Source organism: Obesumbacterium proteus (assembly GCF_001586165.1).
Taxonomy (GTDB): domain Bacteria; phylum Pseudomonadota; class Gammaproteobacteria; order Enterobacterales; family Enterobacteriaceae; genus Hafnia; species Hafnia protea.
Genome location: NZ_CP014608.1, coordinates 3,893,125 through 3,912,960 on the forward strand (window position 1 = coordinate 3,893,125; position 19,836 = coordinate 3,912,960).

The 19,836-nt window shown below is 49.5% G+C and carries 20 protein-coding genes and 1 pseudogene; 6 read left to right on the forward strand and 15 right to left on the reverse strand.

Features of this window, described 5'->3' with window-relative positions; genetic code table 11:
* Window position 1 precedes the first annotated feature (1 nt).
* Genes DSM2777_RS18295 through DSM2777_RS25030 form a run of 3 tightly spaced genes read right to left on the reverse strand, consistent with a single transcriptional unit; the run spans window position 2 to window position 3,195 of the window.
* A complete protein-coding gene (locus DSM2777_RS18295) occupies window positions 2-697 on the reverse strand; it encodes a DsbA family protein (RefSeq protein ID WP_418009427.1) in 696 nt (231 codons plus the stop codon).
* A 40-nt stretch (window positions 698-737) separates the two neighbouring features.
* The gene (locus DSM2777_RS18300) at window positions 738-2,765 is read right to left on the reverse strand and encodes a protein-disulfide reductase DsbD family protein (protein WP_061554785.1); all 2,028 of its coding nucleotides are present in this window, start codon (window positions 2,763-2,765) and stop codon (window positions 738-740) included.
* Window positions 2,766-2,817: 52 nt separating this feature from the next.
* Window positions 2,818-3,195, reverse strand: a complete 378-nt coding sequence (locus tag DSM2777_RS25030; protein ID WP_071889937.1) for a copper resistance protein — start codon at window positions 3,193-3,195, stop codon at window positions 2,818-2,820.
* Window positions 3,196-3,397: 202 nt separating this feature from the next.
* On the opposite strand from DSM2777_RS25030, the gene DSM2777_RS18305 reads away from it, so the two are divergent.
* On the forward strand, window positions 3,398-3,763 hold the full coding sequence (locus DSM2777_RS18305; protein WP_040046398.1) for a DUF4186 domain-containing protein: 366 nt from the start codon (window positions 3,398-3,400) through the stop codon (window positions 3,761-3,763).
* 155 nt (window positions 3,764-3,918) lie between these two features.
* Window positions 3,919-4,350: an acid resistance repetitive basic protein Asr gene (asr, locus tag DSM2777_RS18310; RefSeq protein ID WP_061554786.1), complete on the forward strand. Its 432-nt coding sequence runs from the start codon at window positions 3,919-3,921 to the stop codon at window positions 4,348-4,350.
* A gap of 677 nt (window positions 4,351-5,027) precedes the next feature.
* Here the strand turns inward: asr and DSM2777_RS18315 are convergent.
* Window positions 5,028-5,426 carry a VOC family protein gene (locus tag DSM2777_RS18315; protein WP_061554787.1) on the reverse strand — a complete coding sequence of 133 codons (399 nt, stop codon included), beginning with the start codon at window positions 5,424-5,426 and terminating at the stop codon, window positions 5,028-5,030.
* A gap of 215 nt (window positions 5,427-5,641) precedes the next feature.
* Here DSM2777_RS18315 and DSM2777_RS18320 point away from each other — a divergent pair, with 215 nt between their 5' ends.
* On the forward strand, window positions 5,642-5,863 hold the full coding sequence (locus tag DSM2777_RS18320; RefSeq protein WP_025797788.1) for a YgdI/YgdR family lipoprotein: 222 nt from the start codon (window positions 5,642-5,644) through the stop codon (window positions 5,861-5,863).
* 64 nt (window positions 5,864-5,927) lie between these two features.
* Here DSM2777_RS18320 and fabB read toward each other — a convergent pair whose 3' ends face one another.
* Entirely contained in the window at window positions 5,928-7,142 is a 1,215-nt protein-coding gene (fabB, locus tag DSM2777_RS18325; RefSeq protein WP_061554788.1) for a beta-ketoacyl-ACP synthase I, read from the reverse strand.
* Window positions 7,143-7,315: 173 nt separating this feature from the next.
* Between fabB and mnmC the strand changes: the two genes are divergently transcribed.
* Window positions 7,316-9,334 carry a bifunctional tRNA (5-methylaminomethyl-2-thiouridine)(34)-methyltransferase MnmC2/FAD-dependent 5-carboxymethylaminomethyl-2-thiouridine(34) oxidoreductase MnmC1 gene (gene mnmC, locus DSM2777_RS18330; RefSeq protein WP_061554789.1) on the forward strand — a complete coding sequence of 673 codons (2,019 nt, stop codon included), beginning with the start codon at window positions 7,316-7,318 and terminating at the stop codon, window positions 9,332-9,334.
* A 110-nt stretch (window positions 9,335-9,444) separates the two neighbouring features.
* Here mnmC and DSM2777_RS18335 read toward each other — a convergent pair whose 3' ends face one another.
* The 3 genes from DSM2777_RS18335 to DSM2777_RS18345 form a co-directional block, all read right to left on the reverse strand.
* Window positions 9,445-9,720, reverse strand: a complete 276-nt coding sequence (locus DSM2777_RS18335) for a YfcL family protein (RefSeq protein ID WP_025797782.1) — start codon at window positions 9,718-9,720, stop codon at window positions 9,445-9,447.
* 18 nt (window positions 9,721-9,738) lie between these two features.
* Window positions 9,739-10,284: an elongation factor P hydroxylase gene (locus DSM2777_RS18340; protein WP_025797781.1), complete on the reverse strand. Its 546-nt coding sequence runs from the start codon at window positions 10,282-10,284 to the stop codon at window positions 9,739-9,741.
* Window positions 10,285-10,541: 257 nt separating this feature from the next.
* Entirely contained in the window at window positions 10,542-11,354 is an 813-nt protein-coding gene (locus DSM2777_RS18345; protein ID WP_061554790.1) for a sulfite exporter TauE/SafE family protein, read from the reverse strand.
* Window positions 11,355-11,699: 345 nt separating this feature from the next.
* Between DSM2777_RS18345 and cuyB the strand changes: the two genes are divergently transcribed.
* Window positions 11,700-12,437: a cysteate racemase gene (gene cuyB, locus DSM2777_RS18350; RefSeq protein WP_061554791.1), complete on the forward strand. Its 738-nt coding sequence runs from the start codon at window positions 11,700-11,702 to the stop codon at window positions 12,435-12,437.
* Here the strand turns inward: cuyB and hypT are convergent.
* The 7 genes and pseudogenes from hypT to prmB form a co-directional block, all read right to left on the reverse strand.
* Window positions 12,420-13,316: a hypochlorite stress DNA-binding transcriptional regulator HypT gene (gene hypT, locus DSM2777_RS18355; RefSeq protein ID WP_061554792.1), complete on the reverse strand. Its 897-nt coding sequence runs from the start codon at window positions 13,314-13,316 to the stop codon at window positions 12,420-12,422. The genes cuyB and hypT overlap by 18 nt on opposite strands.
* Window positions 13,317-13,394: 78 nt before the next feature.
* A complete protein-coding gene (gene iadA, locus DSM2777_RS18360; protein ID WP_061554793.1) occupies window positions 13,395-14,558 on the reverse strand; it encodes a beta-aspartyl-peptidase in 1,164 nt (387 codons plus the stop codon).
* A gap of 13 nt (window positions 14,559-14,571) precedes the next feature.
* Entirely contained in the window at window positions 14,572-15,036 is a 465-nt protein-coding gene (locus tag DSM2777_RS18365) for a YjiG family protein (RefSeq protein ID WP_025797773.1), read from the reverse strand.
* Between the two features lie 4 nt (window positions 15,037-15,040).
* Window positions 15,041-15,720, reverse strand: a pseudogene (locus DSM2777_RS18370) (nucleoside recognition domain-containing protein).
* A gap of 289 nt (window positions 15,721-16,009) precedes the next feature.
* Window positions 16,010-16,837 (reverse strand): penicillin-insensitive murein endopeptidase, encoded by an 828-nt coding sequence (gene mepA, locus DSM2777_RS18375; protein ID WP_061555435.1) that lies wholly within the window; start codon window positions 16,835-16,837, stop codon window positions 16,010-16,012.
* A gap of 46 nt (window positions 16,838-16,883) precedes the next feature.
* Complete coding sequence (gene aroC, locus DSM2777_RS18380) at window positions 16,884-17,969, reverse strand: chorismate synthase (RefSeq protein WP_061554794.1); 1,086 nt, start codon at window positions 17,967-17,969, stop codon at window positions 16,884-16,886.
* Window positions 17,970-18,106: 137 nt separating this feature from the next.
* Entirely contained in the window at window positions 18,107-19,039 is a 933-nt protein-coding gene (prmB, locus tag DSM2777_RS18385; RefSeq protein ID WP_046457615.1) for a 50S ribosomal protein L3 N(5)-glutamine methyltransferase, read from the reverse strand.
* 242 nt (window positions 19,040-19,281) lie between these two features.
* Between prmB and smrB the strand changes: the two genes are divergently transcribed.
* Window positions 19,282-19,824 carry an endonuclease SmrB gene (gene smrB / locus DSM2777_RS18390; protein WP_046457616.1) on the forward strand — a complete coding sequence of 181 codons (543 nt, stop codon included), beginning with the start codon at window positions 19,282-19,284 and terminating at the stop codon, window positions 19,822-19,824.
* The last annotated feature ends 12 nt before the right edge of the window (window positions 19,825-19,836 follow it).

The following is a 19,836-nucleotide window of genomic DNA, read 5'->3' on the forward strand; positions in this document are numbered from 1 at the left end:
CCTATTCCAGATCGTCATAGCTAATCGCTCCAGGGATCATTTGCTGGCCAATCAGCGTTGCAGGCGTACCTTGTACCCCCATCACATCAGCCAAACGCAGGCTGCTACGAACTTCATCTAAGGTCTTATCATCGATTTTCAGGCCAGCATTATCCGTGGATTTTAACGCGCTCGCGATGCTGCTGTCGGTGTGGTAGCCCTTTTTAGACATCAACCGCTGATGCAACGCTTCAAAACGTGCCGGGTTTTGCTGCCACAGCGTTAGAGCATATTGCGCAGAGCTTTGTGATGTTTCCCCTTTGAAAGGTAGGAGTTTGATCACCACCGCGACGTCTGGATATTTTTTAACGATCTTCTCAAGTTGGGGATCAAACTGTTTGCAGTAGGGACAGTTATAGTCAGTGAAAGAAACCAGCGTAAGTTTGGCATTTTTAGCCCCAATGCGTGGGCTAGCAGCGTCGTTAAACAGCGCATCATGGTTCTGCTCGATCACTTTACCCAACTGGGCACCGGCCTGCTCCGCACTCTGTTGCTGCCATGCGGTCACCGCCTCTTCCAAGATCTGCGGATTATTTACTAAGGTTTCACGAATTAATTCACGTACCTGATTCTGCTGTTCGGTCGTTAAAGGGGCTGCTGTAACGCTGAAACTCACGGCGGCAATCGTGAATAACGCACTCTGAATCAGCATAGTCATTTTAGTTTTCATGTTGGTTTTCATATTAGTTTTCATGACATTATTCCTTCGCATTCGACAGCGTTTTAAGTAGGGTTTGACGATCGAGCAGTGGGGAAAGCACCTCACCGCTTGGCAGGCTTGGACCATAAATTTGATTAAACGGAACCGCGACTGCGCCGCGTTGTTTAAGGAATTGATTGATTGCAGGTGATGGCGTCGTCCAGTCACCTCGTAGAGCCACAACATCCGGCTCACTCAAGGCTTTCTGTACATCATCACGTAGCAATACGTTGTATTTATTGGCTTTGCAGGTGACACACCAGTCTGCCGTGACATCAACAAACACCCTCTTGTTTTGGCCTAACGCCTGTGAAATGGCCTCTTCACTTAAAGGCTGCCACTGCACACTATCGGTCATCGGCGTGCGCCAATGCTCAGCGGTTAACGCGCCTGCCGCGAGCGCCGCGCCGCTCAGCAAGAGCAATACGGCTCCCCAGATCAGCAACTGCCGACGTCCGTAATGAATGCCAGTAAGAATTAGCAAAACCACCAGCAACAGAGCCCCCAAAGACCACGCAATCAGCGTTCCAACATGCGCAGTCAACAGGCTAATCAGCCACAGGCTTGAGGCCAGCATCATCATTCCCAGCACAATGCGTAAACGGTTCATCCATTGTCCTGGCTTCGGCAGCATTTTTGCGGCGATTGGGAAAGCGGCAATCAGCAGCCACGGCAAACTCATGCCAATACCCAAAGCCGTAAACACCAACCAGAGATCGGTCATCGGCGCCGCCAGCGCAAAAGCCAGTGCCGTGCCTAAAAACGGCGCCGAGCAAGGCGTGGCTAATAACGTGGCGAAAACGCCCTGCCAGAAATGACTGCTGTTACCGTTGCCTCCGGCTGTTGCTATCCGCGTGGTGGTATTGCTGCCTAAGCGAATGGAAAAGAAGCCGAGCAAGTTGGCACTAAATAATGCCGTGACCACCACCATCAGCCCAATAAACCACGGGCTTTGGAATTGGATCCCCCAACCAACCGCTTTTTGGCTTAATCTCAGCGCCGTCATCACACCGGCCAATGCCCAAAATGACACTAAAATACCGGTAGCCGAGGCCATAAATTGGCGACGGACGACCCGACTTTCACGGTTCTCCAACTGCAAAACCGATCCAAGCTTCATGGCTAAAACAGGTAAAACACAAGGCATCAGGTTAAGTATCAGCCCACCCAGTAAGGCAAATAGGATTGCCGTTGAGAGCGCTAAGGAGGGGGTAACCGGAGCTGGCAATTGATCGTCAACGGTGAGAATAGCCTGCTGCGCAATACCCGCATCGCTGAAGACCATACTCAATTTTTGCCCGTGAAGATCGGGCGCATTGCCTTCCCAACCGTCGGTCACGCGCACCGTGGCAACAATACGGCTACCGTCAATTTGGATTTTGGGCTTGGCAAAATCAGCGCCGTCTGGCACATCAAAGAAAATTTCTGGCTTTTGCCATCCCTCTTCTCTTTCGGCACTCACACGCAGTTCGCCGCTGTGATAACCGGCTTTAACGTGATTGACCATACCCTCCGTCAGCGGCAGCGTTCCCTGAGCACGTATAAAAGCATGCTCAAACTCCGGTGGTGTCGCCTGCGTAAGATCCAAATCAAAAGGGAAATCACTTAATACACAGACGTTGCTGCAGGTAGATAGTGTCAGCACACCTTGAAGCCGTTGGGCGGTTGCTGGAACATTGACGGTGATAGGAAATACGGTATCGCCGTGATATCCCTGAGTTGAAATGCCCGAAACGTCAAAGCGCTGCGGCGTTGGCCATCCCCAGTGCATATTTTCAATTGGCGTTTGCCATTTGATTTCAGGCGCAATACCGCCCTCGCCCGGTGAACGCCAATAGGTTTTCCAACCGTCGTTAAGCTTCACATCAAGCAAAAGGCGAACCATACCGTTTTCAGGCTGGTTTGAGCTAATGCGTACCTGCGCATGATCGTTTTGTGGATTCTGCAACCATCCACTATCGGCCGCCCAAGAGATAGGCAACCAGAGGCACAGGCTAAACGCCAGCGCCCTAAAAAATAGGAACATAGATTTTCTCCAAAAATAATTTTGCTACGTTAACAAGCGGTCACGTAGAAAGTTATTCTCGGAAGACACACAGCCGGAGATGTACCCGCAAGCGGGGTAAAGAAACCGCCCGTAGAGGGGGAATGAGTAATCGTAGCTGCCGTGCGGGCTCAAGCAATAAAGCAACGAACAGCAGCAACGCAAAAAATAGATGTTCAACCGCCATGCTGTTAGCCGCAAGCAATGACTTAGCACTGAGCTCACAGGGAGAAATGGGGCTTTCTTGGCTATCACTGACCTGTGATTCGCCAGTAGTTTGAGTCGCCGTAACATCAGTGGGAAGGTATTTACTGAGCATGTGCATACCGGCCATGCGCTGAGTTGTACACGTGAGTACAACCAGACAAGCCAATATTAGGAACCACTTAGCCACACGCTGCCGTTCAACCATAGACTGTTTAAATTTTTCGCCACTAATGATAGGTACGTCTTATCTTACCTAGCAAGCGAGGATAAACAACCGATTAGCGATAACTTTACGTTCGCCTATTTTCTTCTGTTGGAGAAACGTCCGTTCGGCGCTGAACTTGCATTTTTATCCATGCAAGAGGATCGTAACCCCGTCAGTTACTCGTCAGATTTAGGATTTTGTTGTGTATCAGTCTGCTGAAAATATCTGGGCGCGCCTACAGCGCTCCCCTTTTCGCATGAAGTTTCATCTCAACGCCAAAGACAGTGCCTACCTACAGCAAAAAGGCACCGCGGTGATTTTGTCCCATGCCTATGATTTTATAGATACCCGTTTAGCGCCTGCGTTTCCTGAAAACGATGGCAAACAAACCCCAATGCGTGGGCATCCGGTATTTGTAGCACAGCACGCGACGGCAACCTGCTGTCGAGGATGTTTAGAAAAATGGCATCGCATTCCACAGGGAAAAGCGTTAAACGAAGAAGAAAAACAATACGTTGTGAATTTTATCGCGCACTGGATTGAGAGTGAAACCAGCGGCCACCCGTAGCGATTTACCGTCTATTTACCTTTTAATGTACAGGTTGTACATGCCGTTACGTACCGACACCAAACACTTACGGAAAGTTGACATCCATCCTCCTATTATTCATTCACCGGCTCCACCGAGGGGCTTACGAAAAACAAATTCTTGAGGAATGGAAAATGAAAAAAGTTTTAGCTCTGGTTGTTGCTGCTACTATGGGTCTGTCTTCTGTTGCTTTCGCTGCTGAAACAACCGCTGCGCCAGCTGCTGCGTCTTCAACGACCGCTGCTGCACCTGCTGCCAAAGCAACTAGCACCACTCACCACAAAAAAGCGAAGCACCACAAAAAAGCAACCACCGAGCAAAAAGCTCAGGCTGCGAAAAAAGCCAAACACGCTAAAAAAGCAGCGCCGGTAGCTCAGAAAGCTCAGGCTGCTAAAAAAGCTCAACACCACAAAAAAGCAGCACCAGTAGCTCAGAAAGCTCAGGCTGCTAAAAAAGCTCAGCACCACAAAAAAGCAGCGCCAGTAGCTCAGAAAGCTCAGGCTGCTAAAAAAGCTCAGCATCACAAAAAAGCAGCACCAGCTACTGCTGCAGCACCAAAAGCCTAAGTCTAAACGTTTAGATATCAGTAAGGCCGCAGATTACTCTGCGGCCTTATTTTTTATATTTGCTGCTTAAAAACTACAATTGACGGAATAAATCGTCACATAACGCTACCGACTACGCTCAACTCAAACACTTCATCCAGATACTGACCCCATATCAAGAATAAAATTCTTTAGCGTTCTATGCGCTAATCTTTCGCTCTATTTAATTTAGCTAAGAATAAACTTATTTATTCTTATTCCACACCTTGCTTATGGTTATGAATAATAGATAGAATGCCGAAAAATAATTAGCAGACACCATATAAAAGTAATAACGCTCGTTATTTTAACTTCTCAATATTTAACGCTATTAATCACAGGAATGTCACGATGATCATTTTAACCAGCTTATTACTTAAGTTGTTTTTTAAGCAGTTAACCTTGCGCAGCGCCGCCTACGTTGCTGCGCATATCGTGATGTTGGTTTTTGTCTTCGAAAATCTCATTTTTATTGATATATGATATTTATATATTCAAAAATACAATTCATTTAAAAAATATATATTTTATATATAATCAAAATACAATTTACATAAGTAATTTAGGCACCCGCATTAAAATTAACGCTTATTTTATTATCATTCTGTCACGCATAAAACCTACTTCGTTTCTGCTGAATAAGTTTTGATAAAACTAAATCATCGATCCCAATCCGTATTCTGTAGCACAACGCGATAACCATCGAGATCGGCAAACGTTTTTCCATGTTGATCCCAATATGGGTTATATGAAACCACAACCAGAAATCCAGCCAGCTCCATTTTTGTGCAGGCTGCTCGCCATTCGGCTTCATCCAGAATATAGAACACCAGCAAATTATCCGCCGTTGGCGCATCTGGAACCGTAGTTCCACGGTGATGCGTAAACTCAAGATGGTAGGCATGCTGGGGATGCCCTATTATCACGCCGTCGAATCCCTGATGATCGTTAAAATGGCCCAACACGTCGAAATCGAGTCCTTTGCAGTACATCTGCGCGATAAGATTTAGATGGTTTGTCGGCCTTGCGATACGTAAGCGATTATTTTTATGTGTCATGATTTCACTCCATGCCTCATGCCATAAGCATAGGCGATCATTCTGTACCTCGCGGGCTGAACGTTTGCCCACACTCTTTTGCGACGATCATTCGTCGGCCTAGCGACACATCTGACATGATTTGTAAGGATTATTTCATTTTTGCGGGCGAATCGCATTGCAACCGCCTGTTATGATCTATGCTTGTAAAAGACTCACTAAAAGGATGACATAAAATGAAAAAAATTCTTTCGATGCTCTGTATCGGCGCAGCTGTTTTGATGGTGGCCGGTTGTTCCAGTGACTATGTGATGTCGACGAAATCAGGGGAGATGATCGTCACGCAGGGGAAACCAAAAATTGATAAAGATACAGGGATGACCAGCTACGTCGATCAGGATGGAGTCAATCGTCAGATCAATACCAATGACGTTGCACAGATGATTGAAAAAGAATAAATCAAAGCCGCTAAAAACAAAAAACCCGCATTTCGCGGGTTTTTTTATGCCATCGGTAAATGAATTACTTCTGGTATTTTTTCATGACTAGCGTGGCGTTAGTACCACCGAAGCCAAAGCTGTTAGACATCACGGTATTCAGATCGCGCTGAGTTGGTTCAGTCACGATGTTCATACCCTGAGCCTGCTCGTCCAGCTCTTCAATGTTGATGCTTGGCGCGACAAAGCCGTGTTCCAACATCAGCAAAGTGTAGATAGCTTCGTGAACACCAGCGGCACCCAGAGCATGACCGGTCATGGCTTTGGTTGAAGAAATTGCTGGAGTGTTGTCGCCGAAGACTTCACGGATCGCACCCAGTTCTTTCACGTCACCTACCGGAGTAGAAGTACCGTGTACGTTCAGGTAATCCACTGGCGCATCCAGATCTTTCATCGCCATACGCATGCAGCGTGCTGCACCTTCGCCTGATGGAGCAACCATATCGTAGCCGTCTGAAGTTGCGCCGTAGCCAACGATTTCAGCATAGATATGTGCGCCACGCGCCAGAGCGTGTTCCAGCTCTTCAACAACAACGATACCGCCGCCGCCAGAGATAACGAAACCGTCACGTTTGGTGTCATAAGTACGTGATGCTTTATCTGGGGTTTCGTTGTACTGAGTAGACAACGCGCCCATTGCATCAAATTCACAAGCCAGTTCCCAGCACAGCTCTTCGCCGCCGCCAGCAAACACAACGTCTTGTTTACCTAATTGAATCATCTCTACCGCGTTACCGATACAGTGAGCGGAAGTCGCACACGCAGAGCTGATGGAATAGTTAACGCCACGGATTTTGAACGGTGTTGCCAAGCAAGCAGACACGCCAGAACCCATTGCTTTGGTCACCATGTATGGACCCACGCCACGCAGACCGCGTGAACGCATGCCGTCAGCGCCTGCAACCTGATTGCGTGGAGAACCACCGCCGGAACCGACGATCAGGCCAGTACGGTCGTTAGAAACCATATCATCGGCTAAACCAGAATCTTTGATCGCTTCCTGCATGGAGAGGTAAGCGTAAATAGATGCATCACTCATGAAGCGCATCACTTTACGGTCAATCATGCCGGTGGTATCCAGCTTGATGTTGCCCCATACGTGGCTACGCATACCGGCCTCTTTAAGTTCAGGCGCGAAGGTGATACCCGAACGCCCTTCTTTCAGAGACGCCAGAACCTCCTGCTGGTTGTTACCGATGCTGGAAACAACGCCCAAGCCAGTAATTACTGCACGTTTCATGTCTTAACCTCTTACACAGATATTGTTCATTCGGGATTTTGAGACGCACTTTAGCGTACACTTGTACGCCGAGCAAGTCCGATCAGATGTGGTTGAACCAGATGGAGGCATATTTGCCGTCCCTGTCAGAGACCGTTAAAATCCCTTTATATCTGTATTTAGAGTAAAAACCCGTGAGCAATTCAATTATTCAGAATGCAAAATTAAGCTGGAATGAACAGGGAACACCGGTTTCGCAACAGTTTGATGATGTTTATTTTTCCAATCAGGACGGGCTTTCAGAAACTCGTTACGTATTCTTACAGGGTAATCATCTAGCAGAACGCTGGCTACAAGCACAAGAGTGTACTTTCACCGTGGCGGAAACGGGGTTTGGCACCGGCCTTAACTTTTTAACCCTGTGGCAAGCCTTTGATGCCTTTGAACAACAGCATCCTGACAGCACATTTAAACACCTTCACTATGTCAGCTTCGAAAAATACCCGTTACTGGCTGACGATCTTGCCGCTGCTCACGCGCGCTGGCCTGAATTAAAACATTTCAGTGAACAACTGTGCGCTGTTTGGCCAGCCGCACTTCCAGGTTGTCACCGCGTAATTCTGGCCAATGGCCGGATCACGCTTGATTTATGGTTTGGCGACGTCAATGAGCTTATTCACGCGTTGCCGTACAGCCTTAACGAACAGATCGATGCTTGGTTTCTAGACGGCTTTGCTCCCTCAAAAAACCCAGATATGTGGACGCCTGAGCTGTTTGACACCATGGTCAAACTGGCAAGAAAAGACGGCACGTTTGCCACGTTTACCGCCGCAGGCTTTGTGCGTCGTGGTTTACAGGAGGCGGGTTTTAACGTGCTGCGCGTTAAAGGCTTTGGTCAGAAACGTGAAATGCTGACGGGGAACCGTGCAGAGAGGGAATCCCCCTCTTCGCCAGCGCCATGGTTTGATCGCCCCAAGGCACAAAACACCCACGACATAGCCCTCATCGGCGGCGGTATCGCCTCCGCGCTAGCGGCCTTGGCGTTACTTAAACGAGGCAGTCATGTCACGCTATACTGCGCCGATCCTAAGCCTGCCCTTGGCGCATCGGGCAATCGTCAAGGTGCCCTCTATCCGCTGCTTAACGGCCGCAACAATGCGTTAGAGCGCTTTTTCATTAGCGCCTTCGCCTTTGCGCGTCGCCAATATGATGAATTGCTAAGCTGTGGTCTTACGTTTGATCACCAATGGTGCGGCGTTAGCCAGCTGTGCTGGGATGAAAAAAGCAGCGATAAAATCACCCAGATATTAACCACTGACTGGCCACAATGGCTGGCCGAAAAAGGCGACGCGGCCACGCTCACACAGCTTGCAGGGTTGGATATTCCTCATGATGGCGTGACCTACGGTGCCGGTGGCTGGCTTTGCCCTTTACAGCTTACTCAAGCCGTGATTGATTTAGCTCAGTCACAGGGATTAGTCACCCACTTTAACGCCGATCTCACGGATCTGACACACGATGACAATGGCTGGCGACTGGCTTTCAGCAATGGCGAGGTAAAACAGCACGGCTGTGTGGTTTTAGCTAACGGGCATCGCTTAAGTCATTTCACGCAAACCGAGGCGCTACCGCTTTCGGCGGTGCGCGGTCAGGTGAGTCATATTCCGACTAATGCGGTTTTAGGCCAGCTCAAGCAGGTTTTGTGTTATGACGGATATTTAACGCCGGTTAACCCTGCCAATCAGCACCACTGCATTGGTGCCAGCTATCAGCGCAATCAAACCGATCTGGATTTCTCTGCAGCCGATCAACAAGAAAATCGCGACCGCTTATTGAAATGCCTTCCTCAGGTTGAATGGCCGAAACAAGTCGATATCAGCGACAATGAAGCACGCGTTGGCGTGCGCTGCGCCATTCGCGATCACATGCCGATGGTCGGTGCCGTGCCGAACTACACCGCAACGCTGGAGAACTATCAGGATTTGATGACGAAAAAATCCACGCCAGAATCCCTTCTCTCAGCGCCGGTTTATCCCGATTTATTCATGATCGGTGGGCTAGGCTCGCGTGGCTTATGCAGCGCTCCGTTATGTGCTGAAGTGCTCGCTGCGCAAATTTATGGCGAAGCGATACCGCTCGAGCAAGACGTCTTGGACGCATTGAATCCAAACAGAATGTGGGTGCGGAAATTATTGAAGGGAAAAGCGGTTTAATTGAGATATGTGTCGGTAATTACCCCCTCCCAACCTCCCCCTTGTCAGGGGGAGGAGCCGATCGGGTTTCAACTTGCGCCGAACGGCTCGAGGGGGTCTGCATCTGAAGCTTAACCAGAAACCTTAGCAAACAGCGATTCCCACATATTGTTCACCAGAATCTGGTCGGGTGGCGAAAGCTCACCGGCTTTAATGGCTTTATCCAAGCTGTGCTGAACCGCGTCATTGAGCGCCGCTGGCGTATGTTCGCCTTCAGCTTCCAATTCAGCCACTGCCAACGTTAAATGCCCACGCAGATAGCCTCCGGCAAATAATTCGTCATCACTGGCGTGTTCAACCATGTCATCAATCAGCGCCAGAATGCGGGTTTCAAAATCTGCGATCATCGTGGGTCCTCGGGATTATTATAAATCTTCCGGATAGGGGAACCTATCAGCGGTTAGCGTTGGCGTATTGTAAAACGATTGTAACGCTTGAATAAAGCGCGCTGGACGTTCTGGAATGCCGTTTTCCAAATACCAGAGAACCTGTTCACGCACTTTTCGCTGGAACGCGATGCGATCGGGATCGAAATCCCCCTCAAGATTGTCGCAACTGACGTTAAACGGATAGCCTGCTGCTTCGCAGAATAACCAGTCAAACGCCTGCGGTTTAATCTCTACTACCTCAAATTCACACTGGGTTTTGGCATCACGACCGTCTGGGCAATACCAATAACCATAGTCAACCTGCTGACGACGCGCTTCACCGGCAATACACCAGTGAGAAATCTCATGCAGGGCGCTAGCGTAAAAACCATGGGCAAAAACGATACGGTGAAAAGGTGATGTTTCATCAGCGGGCAGATAGATCGGCTCATCATCACCGGCTACAAGCTGTGTTTGATAGTCGTCACTGAAGGTCTGATTGAACAGATCGATTAATTGCTGAAAATGGTGAGTTTGAGACATGATGGCCGTCGACAAAAAAATCATTAAAAAGCGGCATCGTTGAAACGATACCGCTAACCCATACCCAAAATAATTGGAGTTGCATCAAGGCGGCAAAGGAGCGAATCCCGATGAGCTTACTCAAGTAAGTGATTCGGGTGAGTGAGTGCGGCCAACGCTGATGCAGCTTCAAATATGACGGGTATGAGGAAATTATCTCACGCTCACCGCAAAGGCGCACTATCAATAGCGTTAATACGTAAATAAAGTGTGGTTATTCAGAACCAATGACCTAGCCATTGCATAATTTCTGGCCCGTGGTTGTCATACATCAACTTGCAGGTCATCGCTAAAGACACAAAAACGATCATCGGTCTTATCAGCTTTTGCCCTTTACTCAGCACCATTTTTGCGCCGGATCTGGCGCCAATCACCTGCCCCACCAGCATCACCAAACCAATCGACCAAATAACTTTGCCGCCGATGATAAAAAACATCAGCGCGGCCACGTTGGATGTAAAATTCAAAACTTTGGCATGCGCCGTAGATTTGGCGAGATTAAATCCGCATAGCGTGACGTAGGCCAGCGCGTAGAACGAACCCGCACCAGGGCCAAAAAAGCCGTCATAAAAGCCCACACAGCCGCCAGCCACGATAGCAAACGGGATATACGACAACCGGCGTAGGCGATCGGATTCACCTAATCGCGGCGTGAGCAGGAAATAGACGCCGATTCCCGCCACCAACAGCGGCAGCAGCTGGCGTAGAATATCCGCCCGAATATTCTGTACCAGAATCGAGCCGATCATTGACCCCACAAAGGTCAACGCAATCACCAGTTTTTGGTCATTTAAGTCAACGGCTTTACGGCGGATAAAATACAGACTGGCAGAAAACGAGCCGCCCACCGATTGCAGCTTATTGGTTGCTAACGCCTGCGCTGGCGGTACGCCGACGGCTAACAGCGCGGGAACGGTTAATAGCCCACCGCCTCCAGCAATAGAATCGATAAATCCCGCCAGCATCGCGACGAAAAAGAGTATCCCTAATAGTTCAGGACTTACCGGCAGCCCACTGATTAAATCCATCATCTTTCACCCATATTTCTTGCCAAACATTTGTTCGTTGTTCACGCCGAATCTAGCAGCATGAATTCTTATTATTTAGCGCACCGGTGACGCCGAGTAAGCAGCGCGAAATGGGTGCTGTATTGTGATTCGCCGCACACCTTACGCTGTACGTAACAAAAAATAAACATCACAACCAGCAATGTTCAACTTTCCCTCGCCAATCTTCATTATCATTTTTCATAACCATTTTATCAGCGCTCATTTACCTATGCGTTTTGCGCATTACAACTAAGCAATCGGCATTTATCCTTTTAAGTTCAGATTGATAGTGTGTGAGGCAAGTAAACGATCAGTGAGGTTGAATGTATGCAGCACACGATAGGTATTCTCGGTGGGATGGGCCCCGCCGCCACGGCAGATATGCTGAGCAAATTCGTGCATTTTCGGCATGTAGGGCAAGATCAGCAGCATATTCCAATTATTGCCTGCTCAATTCCGGATATTCCCGACCGCAGCGCGTGCCTGCTTTCCGGTGGCCCTTCGCCCTATGATTATCTGGAACGCTATCTGCATATGCTTGAGAGCGCAGGCGCTGAGTGCATTGTCATTCCCTGCAACACCGCGCATTACTGGTTTGACCGCCTTCAGCACAGCGCCCATGTTGAGATGATTAATATTCTGGATGCCACATTAGCCGAACTGCCTCACCACAGCCAAACAATAGGATTGCTGGCGACCGATGCCACGCTGGCTACCGGGCTTTATCAACGTAGATTGGTGCAGCAAGGAAAAACGCTTTATGTCCCTGAAGAGAGCCATCAGCGCGAAGTCATGCAGGCGATTTATGCCTACAAAGCAGGCGATCTTTTGCTTTCTCAGACGCTGTTGTTTCCACAGATTGAAGCATTGATTGAACGTGGCGTAGATACGCTGATTATGGGCTGTACGGAAATCCCACTGATTATCAACACGGAGGTAGCGCGGTTTAACTGTGCCTTTATCGACTCAACAGCCGCACTGGTACGGGCAGCAATTCGCTGGTACGAAGAAAAAAATGGGGAAACGGCTTCCGTTGAACGCCCTGAATTACTCGGTGTGGAATAGTTTTTTCAGATCGCGCCAAAAGCTTTCAGCGGTCATGCTCATTCGCGTATCCATTCGATACGCGTAAGCATAAATAGGGATAGTGAGTGCCTCTTCGTCCAAACGGACCAACGTCCCCTGCTCTAACTCAGGTGAAATCAAACAATCTGGCAGCCATGCCACCCCTGAGCCATCAAGCGCAACCTGCTTTAATAACTCACTCATTGATGAAACAAACACGGTACGAAAACTCAGATGCGTATTTTTGGCCAACATTCGATTGACCAAACGTCCCATGTACGACGTTTGACTGTAATTTAGCAGTGGAAAATCGTGCTGTTCCAACGAGTAAAGTGGCTGCCCCAGCTCATCACAGGCGCAAACAGGAAACAGCTGGGCTTCGAATAAGCGAATATGTGCGAAAGGTGCCTGCAATAAATACTCGTCGTGATAGGAAAATATAAAATCGCTTTTCCCTTCACGCAGCGTGTTAACCGCGCTGTCCACGTCTATGGCTTCAACCGCGTAGGCAAAACGGCTCGGCATTTGCTTCACGATAGAGGGCAACAGCCCTAACGATAATGAATGCGCAGCCGCTATCTTAATTTTATGCTCAATAAAATCGCTGCCGCCGCGTAGCTCGGTGAGGTTGCTTTCCAGCTGCTGTAATAAATTTCGCACCTGCGAGTGAAATACCTTACCGGGTTCAGTCAACTGTAGGGGGGAAACTTCTCGGTTGAATAACTCAACGCCAGCGGCCTGCTCTAAGGAACGAATTCGACGGCTGAAAGCGGGCTGCGACAGATTGCGCTTTACTGCGGCTTGAGAAAAATTGCGGCATTCTTCCAAGGTTAAAAAGTCATACAGCCATTTCGTTTCAATATTGTGCACAATGCTCATCTCAATTCCTGTTGTCGCACCGAGTCTCTTCCCAAACATACTATTAGCATGAGGATCGGCGCGACAACAGACAAACCGTTATTCGAAGGTACCTTTCACACAGGCTTTGCCCGCTTGTACCATCAAACGCCCGTGGGCATAAACCTGATGGATTGCCAGCGCCGGTGTTAACACCACGAAATCAGCGTCTTTACCCACCGCTATTTCGCCTTTGCTTTCCAACCCAAGGAATTTTGCCACGCTGCGGGTAAAGGGAACTAACGCATCAGCAAGCGGCATATTTTGAACTTGAACCAATGCCACCAGCGTTTCTAACAGGCTCTCAAAGCCCGCCACGCCAATACCGGTGAGGTTGCCCTGTGCATCAAAGACGGGCTGGCTGCCGTTACCGTCAGAACTCACAGAGAGCAAATCAAGCGCGACGCCTGAGTCTACGGCTCGCTTCACCGCCTGTGACGGCGTGACGGGGCCAGGGATCCCGCTGGTGATATCGATATGCCCACCGTTTAAGGCAAACTCGATGGCGGCATCAAACAGGGTTTCACTGCGATTAACATGGGTCGGCAACAGCTTGCTCATGGGTACATCGCTGTTTTCCAAAATGGCGTAAAGCGGCGCTAACCCTTTTTTGCTGCTCCCCATATGAAAGACGCTGATGCCCGCTTTGTTACCCAGTAATCCGCCCACCCGTGACTGAGCCGCCATGTTCGCTAATGCGGCGTCATGCGGCGCTGAAGAGCGGTGATCGGATACCGCACACTTAACGCCGATAACGCGATCGATCAATGCCACGTCGCGCTCAATGCTGCCGGTGATCGTCGGTGATGGAATGCTGTAGGCCCCCGTCAGCATGTAGGCGGTGATCCCTTCTTCGTTCAGCGCCCGTGTTTTTGCTAATAATGACTCCGGATGTCGCGTTACCGAATCGGTGCCGAGCAGGCCAATGGCCGTTGTGATGCCCGCTTCAACCAGCTTCGATAAACGCACTTCTGGCGTGCGCGTGGCTGGCCCTGCCTCACCGCCGCCGCCGATGAAATGAATATGCTGATCGATAAAACCGGGACAAAGTATCAAGCCGTTTAGATCGATAACCTTACAGTCGGGTAAAACATCGCTCGGGATCTGCGGAGCAACGGCCAATACCTTGCCGTAGGCCAATAAAACATCCTGCACACCCAATGACTGAGGTGCATAGACCTGAGCCCCACGTAACAACATAAATCCTGCGGAAGTTAAGTCCATTTCCGGTTCCTCGTTATCTCACAATCAGTTGCATAACCCAGATCGACAGCAGTGAATTAATCACGCAGATGCCAATAATGTGGGGATAATATTTGGCGTTAACTTCAGCCGTACCGAGGCAGCGCCCGACGTTTTGTACCGGATTTCCCATTAGGTAAATAGCGGGTAATAACACAGTAACGTCATGTCCGCTAAGCGTTCCCGCCGTCACTAAACTGGCGGCAACGCCAACCGCACCGCCCATGCTCAGCAACGATGCCAGCAAAACCGTCGCGGCTTCACCGGGCAATCCCCATAGCGCCATTATCGGCTGACAAACGTCGCCAACTAAAGTGAGTAATCCGGTAATTTTCAATGCTTGAATAATAACGAACGCCATCACCACGTTGGGCAGTAAATTCGTTGTTGCGATGGTAAAGCCACGCCGAGCGCCATCAATAAACATATCCATCACATTTTTACGTACTTGAGCCGTCATGGTTTTATTCCTTATTTTTGGCAACGCGCTGTTCGGCAACATTGATATATATCCGTAGGATGTTCGCACCGACAAATTTAAATAATAAAATAACGCCAAGTGGCACAATCACCGACGTTCCTAAAAAGGCAAATACGGCGACGCCTGATGAAAATAGTTAGTAATAATGGCGCTTCCGCTGGTTTGATAGGCGGCAAAAATAACTTTTTCCTGCTCGGTGATTTCACCATCCTGAGCCAGTTCTTTGGTCATCCCTGCTGCTGCATCAGTATTTTGCAGGTTGGCAATCAGCGCCAGCGAGCAAATTCCAGGGATACCAAGCAAAGGGCGCAAGATGGGCGTCATGAGCTGCTGCGCGGCGCGCAGCCCACCGAGTCCATCAGTAACGGCAATAATGCCCAGCGATAAAATCACCGACGGCGCCAGCTCAAGCGCAAACAGAAAGCCATCTTTAGCGCCTGTCCCATTCACGCCTCGGAATGTTAATGCCGTCTTTGCGCTATCACCGTTTACATGCCCGAAGGAGCCATTAAGAACGGTAAAATCAAACACTCGCCACCAGCCGTCGCTGCCGGAAAACATACCCGAAAAGAAAATAATGGTGAGAAAAAATGAAAGGTAACCTACCCACGTGACTTTTATTTTCTGGCTAGGTATTGCCAGTTCTGCTTCTTGGTTTGCCATATATTCCCTGCCCTGTGTTTACAAATATCCCCGCCATACTTGAAATTACCGTTTTAATGCAATGCCAATTATTTGGGGTATAGATTAATAATGTTTATAACAATCTATTCTGCACTTCTTCGAGCGCTTAATAATTTAAATAGCATGGCCGGAAGACCGATTTCGAACATAGCACGTGATGAATAATGCAGGAAAATGCAAGAATGGTTTTTGCTATGCAAAAAACGCATAGTGAGGGAAATAGCGATAAAAAAACGCTCCGTGATAGGAGCGTTTTTATTTCACCGAATTAACCCGCAAAGTGGTTATCCAACAATGTCTGACACGATGGTGGCAATGGTGGCGGCGTTGATGGCCTTGACGGTTTACTGCCCGGAGGCGGTGGCTGGAACCAGCTTGCCAATTCCGCCCCACAGCCATCGCCAGCCGGTGGTGGCGTTTGGTCTTCGCACTCTAGGCTATTTGCCGGACAGCGCAAACGAACATGCATATGCGCGCGATGCGCAAACCAAGGTCGTACCTTGCGCAACCAATCACGGTCGCTGCCTGCGGTGTCACACAGCTTTTGTTTAATCGCTGGATTAACAAAAATGCGCGTCACCTCGTTATCTTTGGCCGCCAGCTTAATCAGCTCACCGGTTTCAGGACGCCACTGTGATGGGATCACGTTGCGGCCATTCACCGCCACTAAATCAATCGGCGTTGGCTTCAAAAGCTGTTGCTGGCTCCAGCGCTGTTTAGGCAACTGTAGCCAAATATCAACGTCTAAGCCAGATTGGTGACTCGCATGGCCGCCGTTGAAACGCCCACCGGCAGGCATCGCCATATCACCAATCAGCAGCGTCCCCATTTGGCGTTGATTCACTTCTCCCGCCAAACGGTTAATAAACGCTAATAAATCTGGATGACCATAATAGCGGTGCTGATCGGGACGCATCACCTGATAGTCATTGGCCTGTAGCGGGAGCGGATTAGCCCCCACGATGCAGCCATTAGCAAAGCCGCCAATCGCCTGTGCCGTTCCCTGCACGGGCTGGGTAATTTGCTGCCACGGTGTAAGCGCCATCGCTTGTGCGCTGACCGCCAACGCAAACAAGCCCGCCATGTAATGCTTCATTCTTTGCATAAAAGACAACCCATCATCAAAATGAGCCCAAGGCCATTTAGAAACGAGGAACGTTAGAAATCACATCCCCACACTGCGCACGTTGGCGCAGCAAATGATCCATCAGCACGATCGCCATCATCGCTTCCGCAATCGGCACCGCACGGATCCCAACGCAGGGATCGTGACGTCCACGCGTCACCATTTCAACGGCTTCGCCTTGGCGATTGATGGTTTTGCCCGGAACCATGATGCTAGACGTCGGCTTTAAGGCTAAGTGCGCAACAATATCCTGTCCGCTGCTAATGCCGCCCAAAATACCGCCAGCATGATTGCTTTGGAAACCTTCCGGCGTAATTTCATCGCGATTTTCACTGCCGCGCTTGTTCACAACCGCAAAACCATCGCCAATTTCTACGCCTTTCACCGCATTGATGCTCATCAGCGCATGGGCCAAATCCGCATCTAAGCGATCGAATACCGGTTCGCCTAGACCCACTGGGACTTGTTCCGCAACCACGGTCACTTTAGCCCCGATGGAGTCGCCCTCTTTTTTCAGCGCTCGCATCAGTTCATCTAAATTTTCTAACTGAGAAGGATCGGGACAGAAGAACGGGTTTTGTTCTACCTGTTCCCAATCTTTGATTTCACAGGTGATATCACCCATCTGAGTCAGGCAGCCACGGATCTGTACGCCGTATTTCTCTTTTAAGTATTTTTTGGCAATCGCCCCTGCGGCAACGCGCATCGCAGTTTCACGCGCAGAAGAACGACCGCCACCGCGGTAATCACGCGTACCGTATTTTTGTTCGTAGGTATAATCCGCATGGCCCGGACGGAATAAGTCTTTGATAGCACCGTAATCTTGCGAACGCTGATCGGTATTTTCAATCATTAGCCCAATGCTGGTGCCGGTGGTAATACCGTCAAACACCCCAGAAAGAATACGGACCTGATCGGGTTCACGGCGTTGCGTGGTGTAACGCGAAGTTCCTGGACGGCGGCGATCTAAATCGTGCTGGAGATCGGCTTCGGTCAACGGAATACCCGGCGGCACGCCGTCAACGATACAGCCCAATGCGATACCATGTGATTCACCGAACGTGGTGACACGGAAAAATTGCCCAATGCTATTGCCTGCCATGCGCGGCTCCTTAGCGTTGTTTTCTGACTTGCAGATGAATGTTGTGTTTTAGTGTCATGAATCGCGCAGGATTTCTCAGCCTCTACCCTTCACAAGACGAGACGTATACCTGCACGATTTGCACGCGTAACCTGTTTCTACGAACGGTAGAGCGCGAAGTGCGGTGCACAGTCGATCAGTTGCTGTTTGGTCAGCATAAAGACGCCGTCGCCGCCGTTTTCAAACTCTAACCAGACAAATGGAATATCTGGGTACTGATCCATCAGGTGAACCATGCTGTTACCCACTTCGCAAATCAGCACGCCATCATCGGTAAGATAATCAGGCGCACAGGCCAGAATGCGACGCGTCAGTTTCAGTCCATCGCTGCCCGCGGCCAAGCCCAGTTCTGGCTCGAAGCGGAACTCTTCCGGTAGATCCGACATATCTTCTTCATCCACATACGGCGGATTGGTGACGATCAGATCGTATTGCAGCGGAGGCAGTTCGCGGAATAGATCGGAGCGGATCGGCGTAACGCTTTGATCCAGACCATGCTCCTGAATATTTTGCTCGGTGACAGACAGCACGTCCGTTGAAATATCGACGGCGTCAACTTCGGCTTCTGGGAATGCATAGGCGCAAGCAATCGCAATGCAGCCGCTGCCGGTGCACATATCTAAAATATGGCTTGGGTTATGGTCGATAATGCCGCTGAAACGGTTGTCGATCAGTTCACCAATTGGAGAACGCGGAACCAGCACGCGCTCATCCACATAGAATTCATGCCCGCAGAACCACGCTTTGTTGGTCAGATAGGCAACCGGAATACGGTCGTTAACGCGACGGATCACGCGCTCAACGATGCGATGACGTTCGCTCAGCGTCAGACGCGCAGAACGCATATCTTCGGGAATATCCATTGGCAGGTATAAGGTCGGCAGCACCAGCTGCACGGCTTCGTCCCACGGATTATCAGTGCCGTGACCATAGTAGATATTCGCTGCATTAAAACGACTGACGGTCCAGCGCAGCATATCTTGAATGGTGTGCAGCTCATTCACCGCTTCATCGACGAAAATCTTGTCCAAATTAGCCTCCAACAGACCTGTTCTTCGACCCCATGCGCGCCGCAAAAGCGGTCATGAAGTCTCAATAATGAGAAAAGTAAGCAATCCCGTAGTTTGCCATGAAGAGCCCCACAAATCAGCAGGAATATAGCTGGCATGGATATGAGCACCTATCGCTGTGGAAAGATTGGTGACGAGTTTTTCTTAGATGCTGCGTGAAGTTTAGATACACTACGCGTAAGAGTGACTAAGGCAGATTAATAATGAAGAAAAATAAAACAATCAGCGGTGAAGATGCCGCCCTTTTTCGTGAGTCCATCAGTGGAGCACGTAAGATCGCGCAAGACACCGTGGTACACAAGCCTAAGCGCAGCACACGCCAAATAGCGCCAGAAAAAATGCTGCAAGAGCAAATTGATGCCAGCTTCTATTTCTCAGATGAATTTCAACCACAGCTGGATAGCGAAGGGCCAATGCGTTATATCCGCCCCGATGCCAGTCATTTTGAGCTTAAAAAGCTGCGGCGCGGAGATTATTCACCCGAGCTATTTTTAGATTTGCATGGCTTAACACAGCTACAGGCAAAGCAGGAACTGGGCGCGCTGATCGCGGCGTGTCGGCGGGAACATGTGCATTGCGCCTGCGTCATGCACGGTCACGGCAAACATATTCTTAAACAACAAACGCCGCTTTGGCTCGCTCAACATCCAGACGTAGTCGCCTTTCACCAAGCGTCTCGTGAATGGGGCGGCGATGCGGCATTGTTAGTATTGATTGAAATTGATGAGCGGGAAGAACGTCGGTAATCGATGGGTGTG